Source organism: Nonomuraea purpurea, assembly GCF_042650645.1.
Taxonomy (GTDB): Bacteria; Actinomycetota; Actinomycetes; order Streptosporangiales; family Streptosporangiaceae; genus Nonomuraea; species Nonomuraea purpurea.
The window spans coordinates 230,205-247,555 of record NZ_JBHSBI010000011.1; the positions used below are offsets into that span (position 1 = coordinate 230,205).

The 17,351-nt window shown below is 69.2% G+C and carries 17 protein-coding genes and 1 pseudogene; 11 read left to right on the forward strand and 7 right to left on the reverse strand.

The genetic code is table 11. From position 1 onward, the window contains the following. Window position 1 precedes the first annotated feature (1 nt). From ACFOY2_RS23120 to ACFOY2_RS23130, 3 genes are read left to right on the forward strand one after another with little or no spacing between them, the layout of a single operon-like run. The gene (locus tag ACFOY2_RS23120; RefSeq protein ID WP_379530158.1) at window positions 2–577 is read left to right on the forward strand and encodes a hypothetical protein; all 576 of its coding nucleotides are present in this window, start codon (window positions 2–4) and stop codon (window positions 575–577) included. Continuing rightward, window positions 574–1,698, forward strand: coding sequence for a GNAT family N-acetyltransferase (locus ACFOY2_RS23125; RefSeq protein ID WP_379530159.1), 1,125 nt, complete (start codon window positions 574–576; stop codon window positions 1,696–1,698). The genes ACFOY2_RS23120 and ACFOY2_RS23125 overlap by 4 nt, the downstream gene beginning before the upstream one ends. Next, the gene (locus tag ACFOY2_RS23130) at window positions 1,689–2,900 is read left to right on the forward strand and encodes a glycosyltransferase (protein ID WP_379530160.1); all 1,212 of its coding nucleotides are present in this window, start codon (window positions 1,689–1,691) and stop codon (window positions 2,898–2,900) included. The genes ACFOY2_RS23125 and ACFOY2_RS23130 overlap by 10 nt, the downstream gene beginning before the upstream one ends. A 266-nt stretch (window positions 2,901–3,166) precedes the next feature. Here ACFOY2_RS23130 and ACFOY2_RS23135 read toward each other — a convergent pair. Then, a pseudogene (locus ACFOY2_RS23135) lies at window positions 3,167–3,475 on the reverse strand (glycosyl hydrolase family 26); the annotation flags it as partial. On the opposite strand from ACFOY2_RS23135, the gene ACFOY2_RS23140 reads away from it, so the two are divergent. The 4 genes from ACFOY2_RS23140 (at window position 3,399) to ACFOY2_RS23155 (ending at window position 7,573) form a co-directional block, all read left to right on the forward strand. After that, window positions 3,399–3,587, forward strand: coding sequence for a hypothetical protein (locus ACFOY2_RS23140; RefSeq protein WP_379530261.1), 189 nt, complete (start codon window positions 3,399–3,401; stop codon window positions 3,585–3,587). The pseudogene ACFOY2_RS23135 and the gene ACFOY2_RS23140 sit on opposite strands and share 77 nt — an antisense overlap. Before the next feature lie 321 nt (window positions 3,588–3,908). Next, entirely contained in the window at window positions 3,909–5,069 is a 1,161-nt protein-coding gene (locus ACFOY2_RS23145) for a carboxylate--amine ligase (RefSeq protein ID WP_379530161.1), read from the forward strand. Window positions 5,070–5,071: 2 nt separating this feature from the next. Next, complete coding sequence (locus tag ACFOY2_RS23150) at window positions 5,072–6,271, forward strand: NAD(P)-binding domain-containing protein (protein WP_379530162.1); 1,200 nt, start codon at window positions 5,072–5,074, stop codon at window positions 6,269–6,271. Window positions 6,272–6,307: 36 nt separating this feature from the next. Continuing rightward, entirely contained in the window at window positions 6,308–7,573 is a 1,266-nt protein-coding gene (locus tag ACFOY2_RS23155) for a GEVED domain-containing protein (RefSeq protein ID WP_379530163.1), read from the forward strand. A gap of 11 nt (window positions 7,574–7,584) precedes the next feature. On the opposite strand, the gene ACFOY2_RS23160 is transcribed toward ACFOY2_RS23155, so the two are convergent. The 5 genes from ACFOY2_RS23160 to ACFOY2_RS23180 all read right to left on the reverse strand — a co-directional run bounded on the left by ACFOY2_RS23160 (window position 7,585) and on the right by ACFOY2_RS23180 (window position 11,593). Beyond that, window positions 7,585–8,769: a cytochrome P450 family protein gene (locus ACFOY2_RS23160; RefSeq protein WP_379530164.1), complete on the reverse strand. Its 1,185-nt coding sequence runs from the start codon at window positions 8,767–8,769 to the stop codon at window positions 7,585–7,587. A gap of 81 nt (window positions 8,770–8,850) precedes the next feature. Continuing rightward, a complete protein-coding gene (locus tag ACFOY2_RS23165) occupies window positions 8,851–9,147 on the reverse strand; it encodes a hypothetical protein (RefSeq protein WP_379530165.1) in 297 nt (98 codons plus the stop codon). Between the two features lie 112 nt (window positions 9,148–9,259). Continuing rightward, window positions 9,260–9,766, reverse strand: coding sequence for a gluconokinase (locus ACFOY2_RS23170; protein ID WP_379530166.1), 507 nt, complete (start codon window positions 9,764–9,766; stop codon window positions 9,260–9,262). 14 nt (window positions 9,767–9,780) lie between these two features. Next, the gene (locus tag ACFOY2_RS23175; protein ID WP_379530167.1) at window positions 9,781–10,839 is read right to left on the reverse strand and encodes a D-2-hydroxyacid dehydrogenase; all 1,059 of its coding nucleotides are present in this window, start codon (window positions 10,837–10,839) and stop codon (window positions 9,781–9,783) included. Between the two features lie 37 nt (window positions 10,840–10,876). After that, a complete protein-coding gene (locus ACFOY2_RS23180; RefSeq protein ID WP_379530168.1) occupies window positions 10,877–11,593 on the reverse strand; it encodes a FadR/GntR family transcriptional regulator in 717 nt (238 codons plus the stop codon). A gap of 138 nt (window positions 11,594–11,731) precedes the next feature. Between ACFOY2_RS23180 and ACFOY2_RS23185 the strand changes: the two genes are divergently transcribed. The 4 genes from ACFOY2_RS23185 to ACFOY2_RS23200 all read left to right on the forward strand — a co-directional run bounded on the left by ACFOY2_RS23185 (window position 11,732) and on the right by ACFOY2_RS23200 (window position 16,420). Next, window positions 11,732–13,021 carry an ABC transporter substrate-binding protein gene (locus ACFOY2_RS23185; protein ID WP_379530256.1) on the forward strand — a complete coding sequence of 430 codons (1,290 nt, stop codon included), beginning with the start codon at window positions 11,732–11,734 and terminating at the stop codon, window positions 13,019–13,021. A gap of 68 nt (window positions 13,022–13,089) precedes the next feature. Then, window positions 13,090–13,950: a carbohydrate ABC transporter permease gene (locus ACFOY2_RS23190; RefSeq protein ID WP_379530169.1), complete on the forward strand. Its 861-nt coding sequence runs from the start codon at window positions 13,090–13,092 to the stop codon at window positions 13,948–13,950. Continuing rightward, entirely contained in the window at window positions 13,947–14,807 is an 861-nt protein-coding gene (locus ACFOY2_RS23195) for a carbohydrate ABC transporter permease (RefSeq protein ID WP_379530170.1), read from the forward strand. Before ACFOY2_RS23190 ends, ACFOY2_RS23195 begins: the two co-directional genes overlap by 4 nt. Further along, window positions 14,804–16,420, forward strand: coding sequence for an alpha-amylase family glycosyl hydrolase (locus ACFOY2_RS23200; protein WP_379530171.1), 1,617 nt, complete (start codon window positions 14,804–14,806; stop codon window positions 16,418–16,420). Before ACFOY2_RS23195 ends, ACFOY2_RS23200 begins: the two co-directional genes overlap by 4 nt. On the opposite strand, the gene ACFOY2_RS23205 is transcribed toward ACFOY2_RS23200, so the two are convergent. Beyond that, window positions 16,402–17,340, reverse strand: coding sequence for a GNAT family N-acetyltransferase (locus tag ACFOY2_RS23205; RefSeq protein WP_379530172.1), 939 nt, complete (start codon window positions 17,338–17,340; stop codon window positions 16,402–16,404). The two genes, ACFOY2_RS23200 and ACFOY2_RS23205, sit on opposite strands and share 19 nt — an antisense overlap. Window positions 17,341–17,351 lie beyond the last annotated feature (11 nt).

Below are 17,351 nucleotides of genomic sequence, written 5' to 3' on the forward strand. Positions count from 1 at the left end.
GATGACATGGACATGGACCCGGATCACCGGCCTGCTCATACGCTGGTGGCTGCCGTTGTCGCTGACGCTCGGCATGTCCGCCGGGATCGTGTGGACGCTGACCAGGGATGTCGTCTACGCCGCCGACGCCTACGTCGTGGTGGTGGCGGGCGGCGACCCGGCGCAGGCGGCCGACTTCGCCGCCGCCTACGCCCGCATCTCCGCCCATCCCGGCCTGCTCTCCAGTGAGAAGGCCGAGCAGGACGCCTTGAGCGTGGCGGCCTCGCCGGACACTCCGCTGCTGCGGCTCAGCTCCACGGGAGCCAACGGATGGCAGGCGGCCGACCGCGTCAACCGGGCGGCAGGCACGCTCATCGCCTACGCCAACGCCCACACCACCGACACTCGCGTCCGGCTGGCCTCCTTCGCCAGCGCGGCGCCGCCGATGTATCCCGCGACGCCCGCGCTGCCGCTCAGCATGGCCCTCGGCGCCGGCGGAGCGGCCCTGGTGGCCGGCATCATCCGCCTGGCCGCGACGCCGGCCCGCCAGGAAACCCGGCGCGAATCGGCGCCCGCGTTGAGCGGGGCGCAGGCGTGAGCACCACCACCTCACGCTCCTCGCGGCTCACTCTGCGGGTCGCCAAGAAGAGCGAGGAACTGGCCGCGCTGTCGGCGGAATGGGCGGATCTGTACGCGCGCAGCTCGATCGCCACCCCGTTCCAGTCGTACGGCTGGATCTGCTCCTGGTGGCACGGCTACGGAACCCCGGGACGGCTGCGCGTGTTCCTGGCACGCCGGGACGGGCGGCTGGTCGCGGCCGCGCCGTTCAGGCTGGAGCACCGGCTGGGCTGCCGGGTGCTGACACCCGTCGGCGGGGACCAGTCGGACTTCACGGACATCGTGGTGGACGACTCCGAGGGGGACGCGGGCCTGCGCGAGCTGCGGGCCAGAATGCTCGCCCAGCCGGGCTGGGACGTGATCGACCTGCCCGAGGCGCGGCCCGGCTCGGCGGTCCGCCGGCTGGCCGACCTCTGGGACGGCCTGGCCTGGACCCGGCCCTCCTCCACCTGTCTCCAACTGCCCGGCCGGCCCCTTGAGCAGGTGCTCGCCGAACTCCACGGGCCTCGGGCACGCCGGCTGCGCACGGGGATGCGCAAGCTCGACACGGTTGACCTGTCAGTGGTGGCCGTCGACGCCGACGGAGTCGAACGCGCGGTGGCCGAGCTGCTGCGCCTGCACGCCATGCAGTGGCAGAGCCGGGCCATCAACGTCCATCACACGCAGCCGCGATTCATGGAGCACCTGGCCAGAGCCGCGCAGTGGCTGGTGGGCCAGAAGCACGCGGTGTTGTGGGAGTACCGCCTGCGCGGGCGGCTGCTGGCGTGCGACTTCTCGCTGATCGGCAAGGACTTCGTGGGCGGCTACCTGTACGGGGTCCATCCGGATCTGCGCACCGAGGTCGACGTTCTGACCATGATGTTGCGGCAGAACCTCGCCGAGGCCCACCGGCTGGGCAAACCCGTGCTCAGCATGCTGCGCGGGGACGAGCCGTACAAGACGAAGTACGGATGCGAGGCCGTCGTGAACCAGCGCGTGATGCTCGGGCGCGGTGCCAGAGCCGCCGTCTACGCGACCGGCGAGAGCATGCGCGCCGCCGGCCGGGAGCTGGTGAAGCGGCGCTTCCCGCATCTGGTGGAGAGGGTTTCGGCATGGCGTTGACGCCGAGTGTCCTGCACGTCACGCAGCCGGTGGACGGCGGCGTGGGGGCGTACGTGGCCACGGCCGCCGCCGATCAGGCTCGGCGAGGCTGGCGGGTCGCGGTCGCCTGCCCGCGCACCGGCCCGCTGGCCGATGAGCTGGAGCGCCTGGGCGTGCCCCGGCTCGACTGGACGGCCGGCCGCGCGCCGGGGGTCGCCGACGTCGGACGGGCGGCACGGCTGCGGCGGATCGTCCGCGATTTCGGCCCGGACGTGGTGCACCTGCACTCCTCCAAGGCCGGGCTCGCGGGCCGGCTCGCGCTCAGAGGAGGCGTGCCCACGATCTTCCAGCCGCACGGCTGGTCCTGGCTGGCCGCCCGCGGCCCCGTCGCCGTGGCGGCGCTGGCCTGGGAACGGCTGGCCGCGCGCTGGGCCGACCGGGTGATCTGCGTCGGCGAGGGCGAGGCCGCGCTGGCGGGACGGCACGGCGTGTCAGGCGCCCTCGTGGTGGTGCGCAACGGCGTGGACCTGCGCCGCTTCACCCCCGCGGGGCCGGAGGAGCGCGCGGCGGCCCGCGCCGGGCACGGCGTCGAGGAGACGACTCCGCTGGCCGTCTGCGTCGGCAGGGTCACCCGCCAGAAGGGCCAGGACGTGCTGCTGTCGGCGTGGGAACGGGTCGCCGCCCGTAACGCGCGGGCCCGGCTGGTCGTCGTCGGCGACGGCCCGATGCTGCCCGCGTTGCGGGCCCGCGCCGTGCCGGGCGTTCACTTCGCCGGCGCCGTGGCCGACGTCCGGTCCTGGTACGTCGCCTCCGACGTGGTGGTGTTGCCCTCGCGCTGGGAGGGGTTGCCGCTCACCGCGCTGGAGGCGCTGGCCACCGGCAGGTCGCTGGTCGCCTGCGCGGTCTCGGGGATCACCGAACTGGTGACCTCGGACGTCGGCGCGGTCGTCGCGCCGGAAGACGGCGCCGCGCTGGCCGAGGCGCTGCTGCTCAGGCTCGGGCAACCCGGGCTGGCCGCCGCGGAAGGCGCGGCCGCCGCCGCGCTGGCGGGCTCGCTGGACGTGGGCGACGCGCTGGACGCGCTGGCCGAGCAGACGCTTGAGCTGCTGGGCGGCGCGAACGGGACGGGCAGGGGCGTCGTGGCCGGGGGCTCGTGCGCACGCAGCCGTTTGCGGAACATCTCCGACGAACGCGGATTCGACGGGCACTGCCAGACGCCATGAGGACAGTAATCGGAGATCGAGTGATAGAGCACGTTGTGACTGCCGATCCAGTCGAGCATCTCGCGCACGAAGGCGGGACGGTCGCCGTTGCGGAAGAGCCCCCATTCCGGGAAGGACATGGGTTTGCCGTGCACGGTCGCGAAGTCGGCCTGGGCCCGCAGGCCGTACGGCTGGTCGACGTAGTCGGAGAACTCGTGCCCCGGCCCCTGGTCGTAGCTGTCCATGCCGATGATGTCGACCGCGTCGTCGCCCGGGTAGCACTGCGTCCAGGGAATGGCGTCGAGTCCCCGGTTGGGGGCGAAGTCGAACAGGAAACGCTGGCCGGGCGTGTCGCGCATGACCGTCACGATGCGCCGCCAGTACTGCTTCCACGCCTCGGGGTTGGGCGCGCACCGGCTGGAGTAGGTCGTGCCGTTCATCTCCCAGCCGAGCACGATGATCGTGTCGCCGGCTCCGGAGGAGACCAGCTTCGAGGCGAGTTGCCGGTAGTGGTGGTCGTTGGCGCCGCTCGCGCCCGCGCTGAGCTGCTGGGACACGGCGTCGTCGGGCATTCCGCCCTCGTTCGGGGCGACCATCGGCACGTTCAACGCCAGGATCCGGCCCGGGTGGGCGGATCGCCAGCGCGTCCAGGGGTCGAGGATGAACGCGCTTCCCTGGACCGACTCCCAGTTGTCACCGGGCAGGTAGGTGCGCCCCACCGTCACCTCGCCGCTGAGCCACGACTCGAAGCTCGGCATGTGCCAGGGTCCGCGCCAGTCCGAGGCGAGGAAAACGCCCAGCGCCGCGTCCTGACGCGGGACGTAGAGCTGATCGCTGAGGCCGAGCAACGCCGCCACCGAACCGGTGGCCACCGCGAGCGAACAGTGCAGAAAGGTTTTTCTCGCCACCATCGCATATCCCCAAGTGCCGCTTTTCCCCACTTCCTATACCCGGACGACGGCAATCCTGACATGCGACTCGCGACTTGCCTGATTCATAGGGTTCCGCGAAGGAGTAGGACGTAAAATCATGCTCGATTGCACGGTCCCGGCGCTCGTGCTGCGGCTGGACTCCAATATCTTTCACCACGGGACGCTCGGCGCCATTCGTTCACTCGGCAGGGCCGGCGTGGAGGTGCACGGTCTTATCGAGGGCGGGCACGAGCCGACGTCCCATTCCAAATACCTGACGCGGAACCACGCCTGGCCCCGCGATCGGGACGTCGTCAAGGCCCTTATCCAGGTGGCCGAGAGCATCGGCCGCCCGGCGGTCCTGCTGGCGCTGGACGACGCGGGCGCCATCGCCATAGCGGAGCATGCCACTGATCTACGCCCGTACTACCTCATACCCGACCAAGCGCCAGAACTGCCGCGTACGCTCGCCGACAAGCACCTGCTGTCGCACCTGTGCTCCTCGCTCGGGATCGCCCAGCCGGAGACCCGCCTGATCACCAGTGAAGGCGACGCCAGGGACGCGGTGGCCGACTTCGGGCTGCCCCTGGTCGCCAAGTGGGCGCAGCCCTGGCTCCTGCCCGCCGGCATCGGGCTGCGCAACACCAGCATGGTGCGGCAGGCCCACCAGGTGACCCACCTGCTCCGGCACGTGGAGGCCGGCGACCTGCTGTTCCAGCGGTTCGTGCCCGGCGGGCGGCGCTCTGACTGGTTCTTCCACGGCTACTTCGACGAGAACTCGCGCTGCCTGTACGACGGGGCGGGACGCAAGGAACGTGCCTACCCGCGGGGCAGCGGGCTCACCACCTACGGACGATGGCTGCCCAACCCCGTGGTGGAGAGCACGGCACGCGAACTGGCGGCGACGCTGGGATACAGCGGGGTGCTGGACATCGACTTCCGCCACGACGCGGCCAAGGACGCCTACTACCTGCTCGACTTCAACCCCAGGCTCGGCGCCCAGTTCCGGCTCTTCAGCGACGGCAGCGGCATGGACCTGGTGCGGGCCGCGCACCTGCACCTGTCAGGCCGGCGGGCGGTACGGGGGCGAGCCGGCCACGGCAGGACGTACGTGGTGGAGAACTACGACCTTCTCACCTCGGGCCCGAAGAGCCTGCGCGCCCTGTGCACCGCCGACGAACTCGCCTGGTTGTCGGCCGACGACCCCGGCCCTTTCCTGGCCATGGCCGGGCAAACGATAAAACGCGCTTTTACCCGACTGACCCGGCCACGGGTCTGACAATGGAGGAAAATTTGCATACCCCGGTCATTGATGTGGCGATTGTCGGCGCCGGCCCCTACGGGCTCTCCGTCGCGGCTCACGCGTTGGACGCCGGCCTGGACACACGGATATTCGGCAAACCGATGCGCGCGTGGGAATACCACATGCCCCAAGGAATGCTGCTGAAATCGGAACCGGACGCGTCCCATATCGGCGACCCGGACCGGCGGCACGGCCTCGACGCCTTCCATCGATATGCGTATGGGGAGCCGGTGCCCGTCGAGAAGTTCGTCGCCTACGGCAAGTGGTTCCACATGCGAGCGGTCGGCCCGGCTCTGGACGAGTCGGAGGTGACGAACATCGGCATGGAAGACGGGATGTTCGCGCTCACGCTGGCGTCAGGGGCCTGCGTCCTGGCCAGGACGGCCGTGCTCGCGCTGGGCTTCCTGCCGTTCTCGCATCGTCCCGGCGCCCTGGCGGGGTTGCCGCCCGAGGCGGCCACGCACAGCTGCGACCACCACGAACTGAGCGGCTTCTCCGGACGGGACGTGACCGTGGTGGGCGCGGGGCAGTCCGCGCTGGAGACGGCGACACTGCTGGCGGAGGCGGGGGCGAGCGTCCGGGTCGTCGCCCGCGCGAACGCGCTGGCCTGGAACACCGTTCCTGTCGAACGCCGCCCGGTCATGTCCCGCATGCTCGCCCCCCGCTCAGGGCTCGGCACCGGCTGGCCGTCGGTGGCGTGGTCACGGATACCGGGCGCGGTCAGATACCTGCCGAAGGCGGCCCGCAGCCACATCGTGCGCACCACCCTCGGCCCCGCCGGGTCCTGGTGGCTGAGGGAACGGTTCCACGGCTCCGTCGCGGTGACCCTGGGCACTCGGCTGACGGCCTCCGAGTACCGCGACGGGGTCCGGCTGCACCTGCGGGACGGCTCAGGATCGACGACGACGCTGGAGACCGAGCATGTCATCGCGGCGACCGGCTACCGGGTGGACGTGGGGCGGATCGGGGTGCTTCACGAGAACCTGCGGCGCGCGGTGGCGGCCTCCGGCCCCAGGCCACGGCTCAGCCGCACCTTCGAGACGTCCGTCCCTGGGCTTCACCTGGTCGGGCTCGCGGCGGCGCCGACGTTCGGACCCGCCATGCGGTTCGTGTTCGGCTGCGACTTCGCCGCGCGCCGCGTGACGAGGGGGCTCGTGGGCCGCCTGCGCCGATCCTGACCTGGACTCGGCAAACCAACTTCGGGGGCAGCAAGAATGGCTTTTCGCAAAATACTGGTCTGCACGGCGCTGGCGTCCGCCAGCGTTCCCGGGCTCGTGCTCACCGCACGTGCCGACGGCGAGTCGCCGGCGTCCGCCGGGCTTCCCGGGCTCGCCGCGCCCGCGGACGGCGGGTCGTCGGCCTTCACCAACTCGGCGGCGACGGCCGTGGGGCTGACTCCGTCCGGCGTGAGCGTGACCGTCAGCAAGACGATGCTCGGAAAGTCACGCGTGGCCTCCGCCGCCGTGCTGCCCGCCAACCCGCTGGCGCCCGACGACGAGTATCTTTTTCCCGCCAACGCCAAAGTGACGGCGGGATTCGTCGACCTGTACGAGAACTTCACCGTCAAGCCCGGCGGCTGGGGCGACGTCGCCACGCTCACGTTCACCTTCACCAGGCCGGTCCGTGATCCGCTTCTTCACATCTTCGGCATGGGCGGCTCGTCGGGAGACGCGACGGGCCGCCGCGACGACTTCTGGCCCGCCATCGACCTGGTCAGCGGGACACCCGCCAAGCCCGCCTTCTCCGCGGCGGCCGGCTTCCCCGGCTACCGGGTCACGGCCGACTCGATCGAGCCGGAACGGGTCTACCTCGCCAAAACCACCACCTGCGGGGTCGTTTACACCTGCGGCACGGCCAAGGTGAACGGCACCGTCACCTCGTTCACCGTCAAACTGCGGGCGCGCGACGTGCGTCACGGGATCATCGGGATGAGCCCGCAACTGTGGGCCGCGGTCAAGCTGTCTCTGACCGAGGACGACTCCGACGCGCCCGCCACGTACGGCGCGGCCTCCCACGCGATCAGCGACTCCTACCTGGGCAAGTCCGTGACCGCCGACCATCGCTACGCGGTCAGCCTGACGCCGCGCGCGCTCCCCTCCGACACCGATGACGACGACGCGCTGACCGGCTCGCCGGTGCCGATCACCAGCGCCGGCGGGAACTTCACGGTGAAGATACCCGTCACGGCCGGATCGGCGGCCTCTGTCGCCGGCTGGATTGACTTCGACCGCAACGGGCGCTTCGACGCCACCGAGCGAAGCGTCGCCAACGTCGCCAAGGACGCCTCCACCGTCGAGCTGAACTGGCCGGTGCCGCAGACGCTGCAGACCGGGCCCACCTGGATGCGGCTTCGCCTCGCCGCCGACGCGAATGGGACGGCTTTGCCGACGGGATGGGCTGACAGCGGCGAGGTCGAAGACCATCAGGTCCAGCTTGTCCAGCTCGTCCAGGCGGAGAGCACGGTCAAGCCCGCGAGCTGAACGGTGGCAGGTCAGCCATGACCGCGGGTCAGGGGGAGCGCGGTCAGCCGCCAGGTGCCGGGGTCGGGGGCGCGGATCTCCTCGGGGTCCGCGGCGAGCGCGAGGTCTGGGAAGCGGTCGAGCAGCGCCGTGAGCGCCACCTCGGTCTGCGCCCGCGCGGTCATGGCGCCCAGGCAGAAGTGCGGGCCGTGGGCGAAGGCGAGGTGGGGGCCCGGCTCGCGGGTGAGGTCGAGCGTGCCGGGGTCGGGGAAGGCCCGGGGATCCCTGTTGGCCGCCGCCAGCGAGACCGTGACGCGGTCGCCCGCCGGGATGCGCGTGCCGTAGAGCTCGGCGTCCTGGACGGCGTAGCGCGGGATCGCCAGCAGCCCGGGGCCGCACCAGCGCAGCAGTTCCTCGACGGCGCGCGGCGCGAGTGACGGGTCGGCGCGCAGGATGGCGAGCTGGTCGGGGTGGGTGAGCAGCGCGTGCACGGCGTTGGCGATGAAGTTGACCGGCGTCTGCCCCGCCAGCACCAGCAGCCAGACCATCGTGACCAGTTCGGTGTCGCTGAGCCTGTCGCCGTCCTCGTCGTGGGTGCGGACCAGGTCGGACAGCAGGTCGTCGGCCGGCTCCGCGCGGCGCTGCGCCACCGTCTCCTTGGCGTCGTTCACGATGCCGGTCATCGCCTTGGCGAACTCGTCTCCCGCCAGGGCGAGTACGGCGGGGCCTGACTCACGCCAGCGCGGCCGGCTGCTTTCCGGGATGCCGACGAGTTCGCAGATCACGTCGATAGGAAGCGGGCGCGCGAGGTGCTCAAGGAGGTCGACGGGGTCGCCGTCGGGGAGGTCGTCGAGCAGCCGGTCCACGATCGCCTCGATGCGCGGGCGGAAACGCGCGAGGTGACGCGGTGTGAAAGCCGGGGCCACCAGCCTGCGCAGCCGCAGGTGCTCGCGCCCTTCCATCTCGGACATGGTCTTCAGGTACGGCCGGTAGTCCTCGGGCACGTCCGGGCGCATGAAGCTGTCCGACCTGATCTCGAACCTGGGGTCGCCGAGCAGCGCTCTGGCCCCTTCGTTCCTGGTCAGCACCCACATGGGCGGTATGCCGGGGGCCGTGATCCGTGCCAGCGGCGACTGCTCCCTGACCGCGCCGTATGCGGTGAAGGGGTCAGTGATCACAGCCATGTCCGTGAGGTCGATCTCCGGAATTCCTGCCATTTCAAATGCTCCCATCATTCGGATGGTCACAGTATCCCGATTCGAGCGCGCGCGGCAACGCGCGAGTCGCTCAGGATGACCTCACCGAATGCCGAGCAGGACCGGGATCGACAGAGGGCCGTAACTGAGGAAGGACGGCGAGTACGGGACGTCGTCGAGGGAGAGCGCCGCCCTGATCCCGGGCAGCCGCCCGAAGAGCCTGGACAGGGCTACGTTCGCCTTGCCGTCGCCGCTCAGGACCTCGCGTACCAGGGCGTCGGTGGTCACCGCCCAGGCTCTGACGCCGCGGGGAAGTGCCACGGGGACCACCGGCCCCGCGTCGCGGAACCTGGTGTAGGTGTGCGGCAGGGGTTCGCCGGGCGCGGGTAGACGCATCACGGGTACCTCCCGAGGTCCATGCTTTCCACACCGACATCACACCCGGGCCGTCCTGGCGGTCAAGGAAGCATCCCCTTACCGCCGGACGAACACGCATCGTTCCACGCCCTGATCAGCGGCCGTTCCGCGGTGCCAGCAGCGACAGGATTTCCGGCACCAGTTTCTCCGGCTCACGGGTGTTGTCCACGCGGAACCCCGGTTCGTCGGCCGCCAGGGGTTCGAGGGTGCGCATCTGGGAGTCGAGCAGGGCCCCCGGCATGAAGTGTCCTGTGCGTGCCTCCATGCGGCGGGCGATGAGGCCGGGGGCGGCGTGGAGTTCGACGAACAACGCGCCCGGAGCCGCGGCGAGGATGGTCTCGCGGTACTTCCGTTTGAGTGCCGAGCACGCGACCACCGCCCCTTGCGTTCGCGAGTCGGCCAGGACGCCTCCGACCGCCACGAGCCACGGCAGACGGTCGTCGTCCGTGAGCGGGACGCCCGACGCCATCTTGGCCACGTTGGCGGGCGGATGAAGGTCGTCGCCGTCGATGAAGTCCACCCGCAGCCGCTCGGCGAGCAGGCGGCCGACGGTGGACTTCCCTGATCCGGACACACCCATCACGACAACCAGCGGTCGCAATCCGCCTCCTCGGTCTAGTAGAACTCGACGGTGTCGACGACGTTCATGAGCGGCTCCCCGTCGAGCAGGCGGGTGGCGTTGTCGGCGAACAGCTCGGCGACGGCCGTCTCCTCGTCGACGGCGAGGGCCGCGGTGTGCGGGCTGATCAGGACGTTCGGCAACGTCCAGAGCGGGCTCGCCTCGGGCAGCGGTTCGACCTCGAACACGTCGAGTGCCGCGAAACCGATGCGCCCGTCCTCCAGCGCCGCGACGAGAGCCGCTTCGTCGACCACGCTGCCTCGGCCCACGTTGACGAAGGTGGCACCGGGTTTGACCTGGGCGAGCAGTCGTCCGTCGACGATGCCTCTCGTCAGGTCGGTGCCCGGCAGCGCGCACACGACCGCGTCCATCTCGCCGATGACCTCGGGCAGTTCATCGAGGCTCACGAACCGGTCGACGTCGGGGTGTTTGGCGTCGGCGTGGCGCGAGGTGGCCGTGACGTGCATGCCGAGCGCCGTAAGAGAGCGGGCGACGGCCCTGCCGATCCCGCCGAAGCCGAGGATCAGCGCCTTCTGCCGGGAGACCTGACGCGACATCCACCGTTGGCTCCATTGGCGCCGGCTTTTCAGCCGCAACAGCAGGGGGAGGTCTTTGGCGCCGCAGAGAATGCCCAGCAGCACGAACTCCGACAGCGACGCCCCGTGCACCCCGGCGGAGGTGGTGAAGGTGACCCGTCGGAGTTCCGACGGGCTCAGCCCGGCTTTCCCGACCTGTTGACCGCCGCCGGCGGAGGTCGTGTGCACCCAGCGCAGACGCGGATTCGACCGCACCGTTCTGGCCAATGCCGCGGGATCGACGTCGGGGATGCCGAGCAGCGCGTCGGCCGAATCGAGAAGGGCTTCGAATTTTCTCTGCTGTTCAGGGCTCCGGCGGAATTCGGGATCGCCGGAGAAGTCCGCGATGTGCCGTGCGGGCGGGAGCAGCGAGGGGTCGTTCAGCAGGGTGATTCGCGGTTCGCGTTCTGTGATGAGCCGGCGGGACTCCTCGTGAAGAGGGTTGGCGACAGCTACGCGAAGGTTTTTCTGGCCGGGCAAGAATTGTTCCTCAGTCGTTTTCTCGTCATCACTCGAATCAGCTCTCGACGAAGAGCCGCTGCGCACGTTTCCACGCCTCCACGGAAGTCACCATGTGAACCTTCATCGCGTGACGCGCCTTCTCGGGGTCGCGCTGTTCGACCGCGCGCAGAATCTCGGTGTGTTCCTTCAGCGCCAGCGAGATCGCGCCGGGCAGGCGGTCGGTCACCTGACGCGCGTTCAGCAGCAGATCGCCCACGCCTTCGAGCACGTTGCGGAAGGCCACGTTGTGGCTCGCGACCGCCAGGGCCGCGTGAAAGGCCACGTCGGCGCGGTAGGCGCCGTGGCCGTCGCGGTGGGCGCGTTCATAGTCTTCGAGGGCGAGCCTGATCGCGTCAAGGTCGGCGGGGGTCGCCTCGGTCGCCGCACGTTCGGCGATCTCGGTTTCCAGCACACGGCGCAACTCATAGATGTCTCCAACGGCCTCCCCCGCCAGTAATGCCGAGATGGCCGCCGCCTCGACCGCCGCCTCGACGGGGACAGAGGTGACCCTCGCTCCGACGCGGGGGCGGACGTCGAGATACCCCATGGTCACAAGCGACTGGACGGCCTCGCGCACGGTGTTGCGGCCGACCCCGTAAGCGGCCATGAGCTCCTTCTCGCCGGGGACCTTCGAGCCCGGCGGATACTGGCCGCTCTTGATCTTGAACAGCAGGTCGTCGGCGATCGAGGCCGACAGGTTCCTCCTGGTCACCTTGACACGAGGTTCGATCATGTGATCTACTCCATTCATCCTACAAATAGGATTATTCGGATTCTAGCGAGAATTCGCCGCAGCAGCAAACCCCCGGGCCTACTCGATTCGTGGCGCAACGACGACATAGCCCAGAAGCAACCAGAGAAAGCGGCAATGATGTTGACACAACGACGTCTGCTCCGTGCCGTCACGGTAATCGGCGCGGTATCGGCGCTGGCCGTAGCGCTTACTGCGTGTTCCGACGCCCAGAACTCGGACACCGTCGCCAGTAGTGCGCCACTCGATCCCGCGCTGGCCAAGTCGGCGAAGGGCAATATCACGGTTTGCGGGCCGACCGACTCGTCGGGCGTCTGGAAGGCGACGATGGCGGCCTTCAATAAGGCGCACCCGGGGACGACGGCCAATTACGTGGAACTGGGCGCGTCGGCCGACGACCAACTGCAGCAGATCACGCAGCGCATGCAGACGAAGTCAAACCAGTGCGACGTTTTCCGGCTGGACGTGGTCTGGACGGCGCAACTGGCCGCCCAGGGCTGGCTCGCGGACATGAGCAAAGTCATCGACGCCAAGCTCGGCAAGCTCATCCCGTCCACCGCGGAAACGCTGCTCTACAAGGACAAATACTGGGGCGTCCCGTTCTACTCGAACACGGGTCTGCTCTACTACCGCACCGACCAGACAAAGCCGCCGCAGACCTGGCAGCAGCTCTACTCCTACGGTGAGACGGACGCCAAGAAGGGATTCCTCTACCAGGCCTCGCAGAGCGAGTCGCTCACCGTCAGCTTCCTCGAACTGCTCTACAGCGCGGGCGGCCAAGTGCTGAACGACAAGGGCGAGGTCGCCGTCAACTCACCCACGACGGTCGAGGTGCTGACGTTCATGCGCAACGGCATCGACAAGGGCGCCGCGCCGAAGGCGGTGCTGACGTACGACGAGGACGCCACCCGTCTCGCCTTCGAGTCCGGCGCCGGTTCGACGATGCGGAACTACCCCTACGCCTACGCCGCCGGCCAGAAGTCGGACATCGCCGACAAGTTCGCCGTGATGCCGCTCCCCGGTTGGAAGACGGCGGGCAACGGCGTCGGCGTGCTCGGCGGCAGCAACGTCGCCGTCAGCACGTTCTCCAAGAACCAGGCGGGCGCCCTGGCGATGGTCGACTTCATGACCGGCGACGCCTGGCAGGAGCGGATCGCCGCCGACAACGCGCTCGCCCCCGCCGTGGCCGCGGCCTACGACTCCGAGGCGGTCAAGAAGGCCATGCCGTTCTCGCAGGAGCTGTTGAAGGCGCTGACCAGCGCGAAGTCCCGGCCGGTGTCACCCGTCTACCCGCAGATCTCGCAGGCGATCTACCAGACCGTCGGAAAGGTGCTCTCCGGAGAGGTGGCTCCGCAGGCAGGGGCGACGCAGATGGCCGACAAGGTCGCCAACGCCCTGAGGACGTTCTGATACCGATGTCGTTTCTCCGATCCTCGAGGCGGCACTCCGCGTCTAGCGAGAGCCGCCTCGCAGGGCGGATGGTAGCCCCCGCCCTGATCCTCATGGCCGGCGTCGCCGGATATCCCGTGCTGTACGCGATCTGGCTTTCGCTGCACCAGTACAGCGTCATCACCCCCGGGCTCTCCCGCTCTGTCGGCCTGAACAATTACATCGAGCAGCTCACCTCGCCGGCGTGGTGGGAAGCCGTGGGAAACACCTTCCTGTTCACCGCCATCTCGGTCCCGCTGGAATTGCTCATCGGCATCGGAATGGCACTCCTGCTGAACATCGCGTTCAGGTTCAGGACGCTGCTGCGCAGTGTCGTGTTGCTCCCCTACGCGATTCTGACGGTCGTGAGCGCCATCACGTGGCGGACCATCTTCGACCCTGACCTGGGTCTCGTCTCCACGATGCTCAGCTCGCTCGGCCTCACCGACACCGGTGTGGTCTGGCTGGGGCAGAGCGGATACGCGATGACGGTGGTGATCCTGGCGGACGTCTGGAAGACGGCGCCGTTCGTCTCGCTTCTGGTGCTCGCCGGGCTCCAGGTCATTCCCGCGGAGTTGCGCGAGGCCTCGCAGATCGACGGCGCCGGTGCTTTCCGTCACTTCAGGAGCATCACGCTGCCGCTGCTCTGGCCCGCGATCGCGCTGGCGATGATTTTCCGCACGCTCGACGCGCTGCGCGTTTTCGACCTGCCGTTCGTGCTGACCCGTGGCGCGTACGGAACGGAGACGATGTCCGTGCTGGCCTACCAGACCCTGCGCGGCAACCAGTTGATCGGTGAGGGGTCGGCGGTGTCGATCCTCACGTTCGTCTTCGTCATGTTCGTGTCCTTTCTCTATATCCGCTTCGCCGGCGGCAATATCCGATCGGTCGTCAAGGGAGGTTCGCGATGAGGAACGCGGCCGCCGGCCGGCGGCGACCCCGGCGCGGCGCGGAGCACAACCCGCTGGTCTGGTGTGCCGTCGCCGTCGTCATGGTGTTCTCGCTCGTGCCGCTTTACTGGCTCATCAACACCTCGTTGAAGACCGGGCCCGATCTGTCGAAGGCGAGTCTCACCCCGCCGAACCCCACTTTCGAGAACTACCAGGCGGTCCTCAGCGACGGCGACTTCCTGCAGGCCCTCGGTAATTCCCTCATCGTGGCGGCGACGACGACCATTCTCGCGCTCGCCGTCGCCTCGTTCGCCGCCTATCCGCTGGCGCGGCTCAAGATGCGCGGCAAGTTCCTCATCCTGAGCATCGTGCTGTCGGTGACGACTTTCCCCGGCATCGCGATCGCCGCGCCGATGTTCTCGCTCTGGAACGACCTCGGGCTCTACAACACGCTCGTCGGGCTGATCATCCCCTACCTGACGTTCACGCTGCCGTTGTCGATCTACACCCTCGTGTCCTTCTTCAAAGAGATCCCCGTGGAGCTCGAAGAGGCGGCCTACATCGACGGCACGTCGCCGTTCCAGGCTTATTACAAGGTCATCCTCCCGCTCGCCGCGCCCGGCATCGCCACCGTGGGCATCCTGGCGTTCATTTTCGCGTGGAACGAGTTCCTGCTCGCGGCCACGCTGACGTACGGCCCCGAGGCCCGCACCGTCCCCGTCGCCATCGCCTTCTTCACGGGCGCGAGCGAGTACGAACAGCCGCTCGGCACGATCAGCGCCGCATCCGTGATCATCTCGATCCCGCTCATCCTGCTGGTCCTGATCTTCCAGAAGAAGATCGTGTCCGGCCTCACGGCAGGGGCGGTGAAGGGATGAGCACCGGACAGTGGTGGCGCGAAGGCGTTTTCTACCAGGTGTACGTGCCGTCGTTCCAGGACGGGGACGCCGATGGATTCGGCGACCTGCGGGGCGTGGAGCGGCGCCTGGACTACATCGCGGCACTCGGCGTGACCGCGATCTGGCTGAGCCCGGTCTACGCCTCACCGCTGCTGGACTTCGGTTACGACGTGTCCGGCTACACCGAGATCGGGGCGCCGTTCGGTGATCTGGCCACCTTCGACCGGGTCGTCCGGGGGGCGCACGCGCGAGGGCTCCGCGTCGTGCTCGACTACGTGCCCCAGCACACCTCCAGCGAGCACCCGTGGTTCCGCGACGCGCTGTCGGGTCGTGACAGCGCGCACCGCGACTGGTACCTCTGGCACGATCCGAAGCCCGGCGGCGGCCCGCCCAACAACTGGGCCTCCGCCTTCGGCGGCCCCTCCTGGACCTTCCACGAGCCGACCGGACAGTACTACTACCACGCCCATCTGCCGGAACAGCCGAGCCTGAACTGGCGCAACCCGGACGTCCAGCAGGCGATGTTCGACGTGATGAGGTTCTGGCTCGACCGCGGCGTCGACGGATTCCGCGTGGACGCGGTGTGGCGGCTCATCAAGGACGCGCGGCTGCGCGACAACCCGATGGACGACGGCGGCGAGTCGTTCGAGATCGGCGGCGCGGCCGCCCACACGACCGTCCGGCAGGTCCAGAAGTACACCGCCGACCAACCCGAACTACCGGGCCTCCTGGCGAAAATGCACACGGTCGCCGAGGAGTACGACGACCGGATGCTGATGGGCGAACTCCATCTCAAGCTCGAACGCGTCGCCGCCCTCGGCGAGCGCGGGCTGGACATCGCGATGAACTTCTCCCTCATCGACGCCCCATGGAACGGCGTCGATCTGGCGGACCTCATCCGGCGCTACCACGCCGCGCTCCCGTCCCGCTCGCACCCCAACTGGGTGCTGAGCAACCACGACAGGTCCCGTCTCGCCAGCAGAATCGGGGCGGAACGCGTTCCCGGCGCGTTGGCACTGCTGCTCACGCTCCAAGGGACGCCGACGCTCTACTACGGCGACGAACTCGGTCTCCCCGACGCCCCGGTCGACAGCGCGCACGCCCGCGACTGCGCCGAACTACGCGCCCCCGGCCTCGGACTCGGCCGCGACCCGCAGCGGATGCCCATGCCATGGTGCGAAAAACCGGCGCACGCCGGATTCTGCGCCGACGACGTCGAACCCTGGCTTCCGATACCCGCGTGGGCGGGACGGTTCAGCGTCGAACGCCAAGAACGCGACCCGCGCTCGGTGCTCCGCCTCGTCAAAGAACTCCTGACGCTCCGGCGAGAGCTCGCCGCCCTGCGCCAGGGCGGCACCACCGTGCTCTCCGCGCATCCGGACCATCTGACCTACCTGCGCGGCGACGGCGAGGACTCCGTTCTCGTGGCGGTGAACCTTTCCGACCACGACCAGACGATCGAGTTCGACGGTTCCAGGAGTACGCGCTGGTCGTCGCATTCAACCGAACGAGACCGGCTGACGGGCACGGTCACCCTCGCACCCTTCGAAGCACGACTCCTGGTTGGCGATGCTCAGAGGACGTTCACGTAGGTAGCGACGGACTTGAAGGTAACGAATCCGGCACGCTCGTAGACCGCGACCGCGCCGGTCCCGTTCTCGACGTCGACGCTGAGCGCCGCCGTCCCGTACCCCTGGGTCCTGAACGTGGTCAGAGCGTGTGCGATCAGTGCGCTCGCCACGCCCTTGCCGCGCCACTCCCCCAGCGTCGCGACGATCTGGATCCAGGCCTCGTCCACGCCGGCCGCCGTCTGCGTGTGGTGGGTCACCAGGCAGCCCACGGCGTTCCCTTCCGCCATCGCCAGGAACGAGCCCTCGGGGCGGAAGGCGGCCGTGCCGGTGATGAGGCGCTGCCAGCTCTCCGGGGTCTGCCGCGTGCTGCCCCAGTGGTTGAGGAAGGCGGCGTTGCGCACCGCGCGAACCCGTTCGTCGAGCTCCGGCGTCCAGGGGACGATCGCGACCCTGGCGGGAACCCTCGGCGGCGGGACGGGGACGGTCAAATCGCGCCGCATCTGTTGGAAGACGCGGGCGGGTGTGAACCCCGTCTCGTCGGCGAGCTTGGCCAGGTCGTGGTTGCCGGCTTCGACGTGCAGGTGAAGATGGAGAGGCTTGCCTGGATAGTGCCTTTCGTGCATCGCGGGCGCGGTTCTGAGCGACCAGTCGAGGATCCGCCTGCCGTACCCACGCCTGCGGTGACCGGGGTGCACGCCGCCGCCCCACAGTTCCATCACGTGGACGGGATCCGCCATCGGCCTGACCGGGACCAGCCCGAGCGCGACGATCCGATCGCCCTGCCTGGCGGCGAGCGTGCCCTCCGGCAGGTCGAGCAGCGGATTGGCCAGGCGCTCCGCCATCTGCTCCACGGTGACGCGCCTGCCGGTCTCGACGGCGGCGGCAAACTCGGCCCAGGCCGACGCGTCGTGCGCGGTGAGCGGCCCCCAGTTCACGTTCATGATCTACTCCT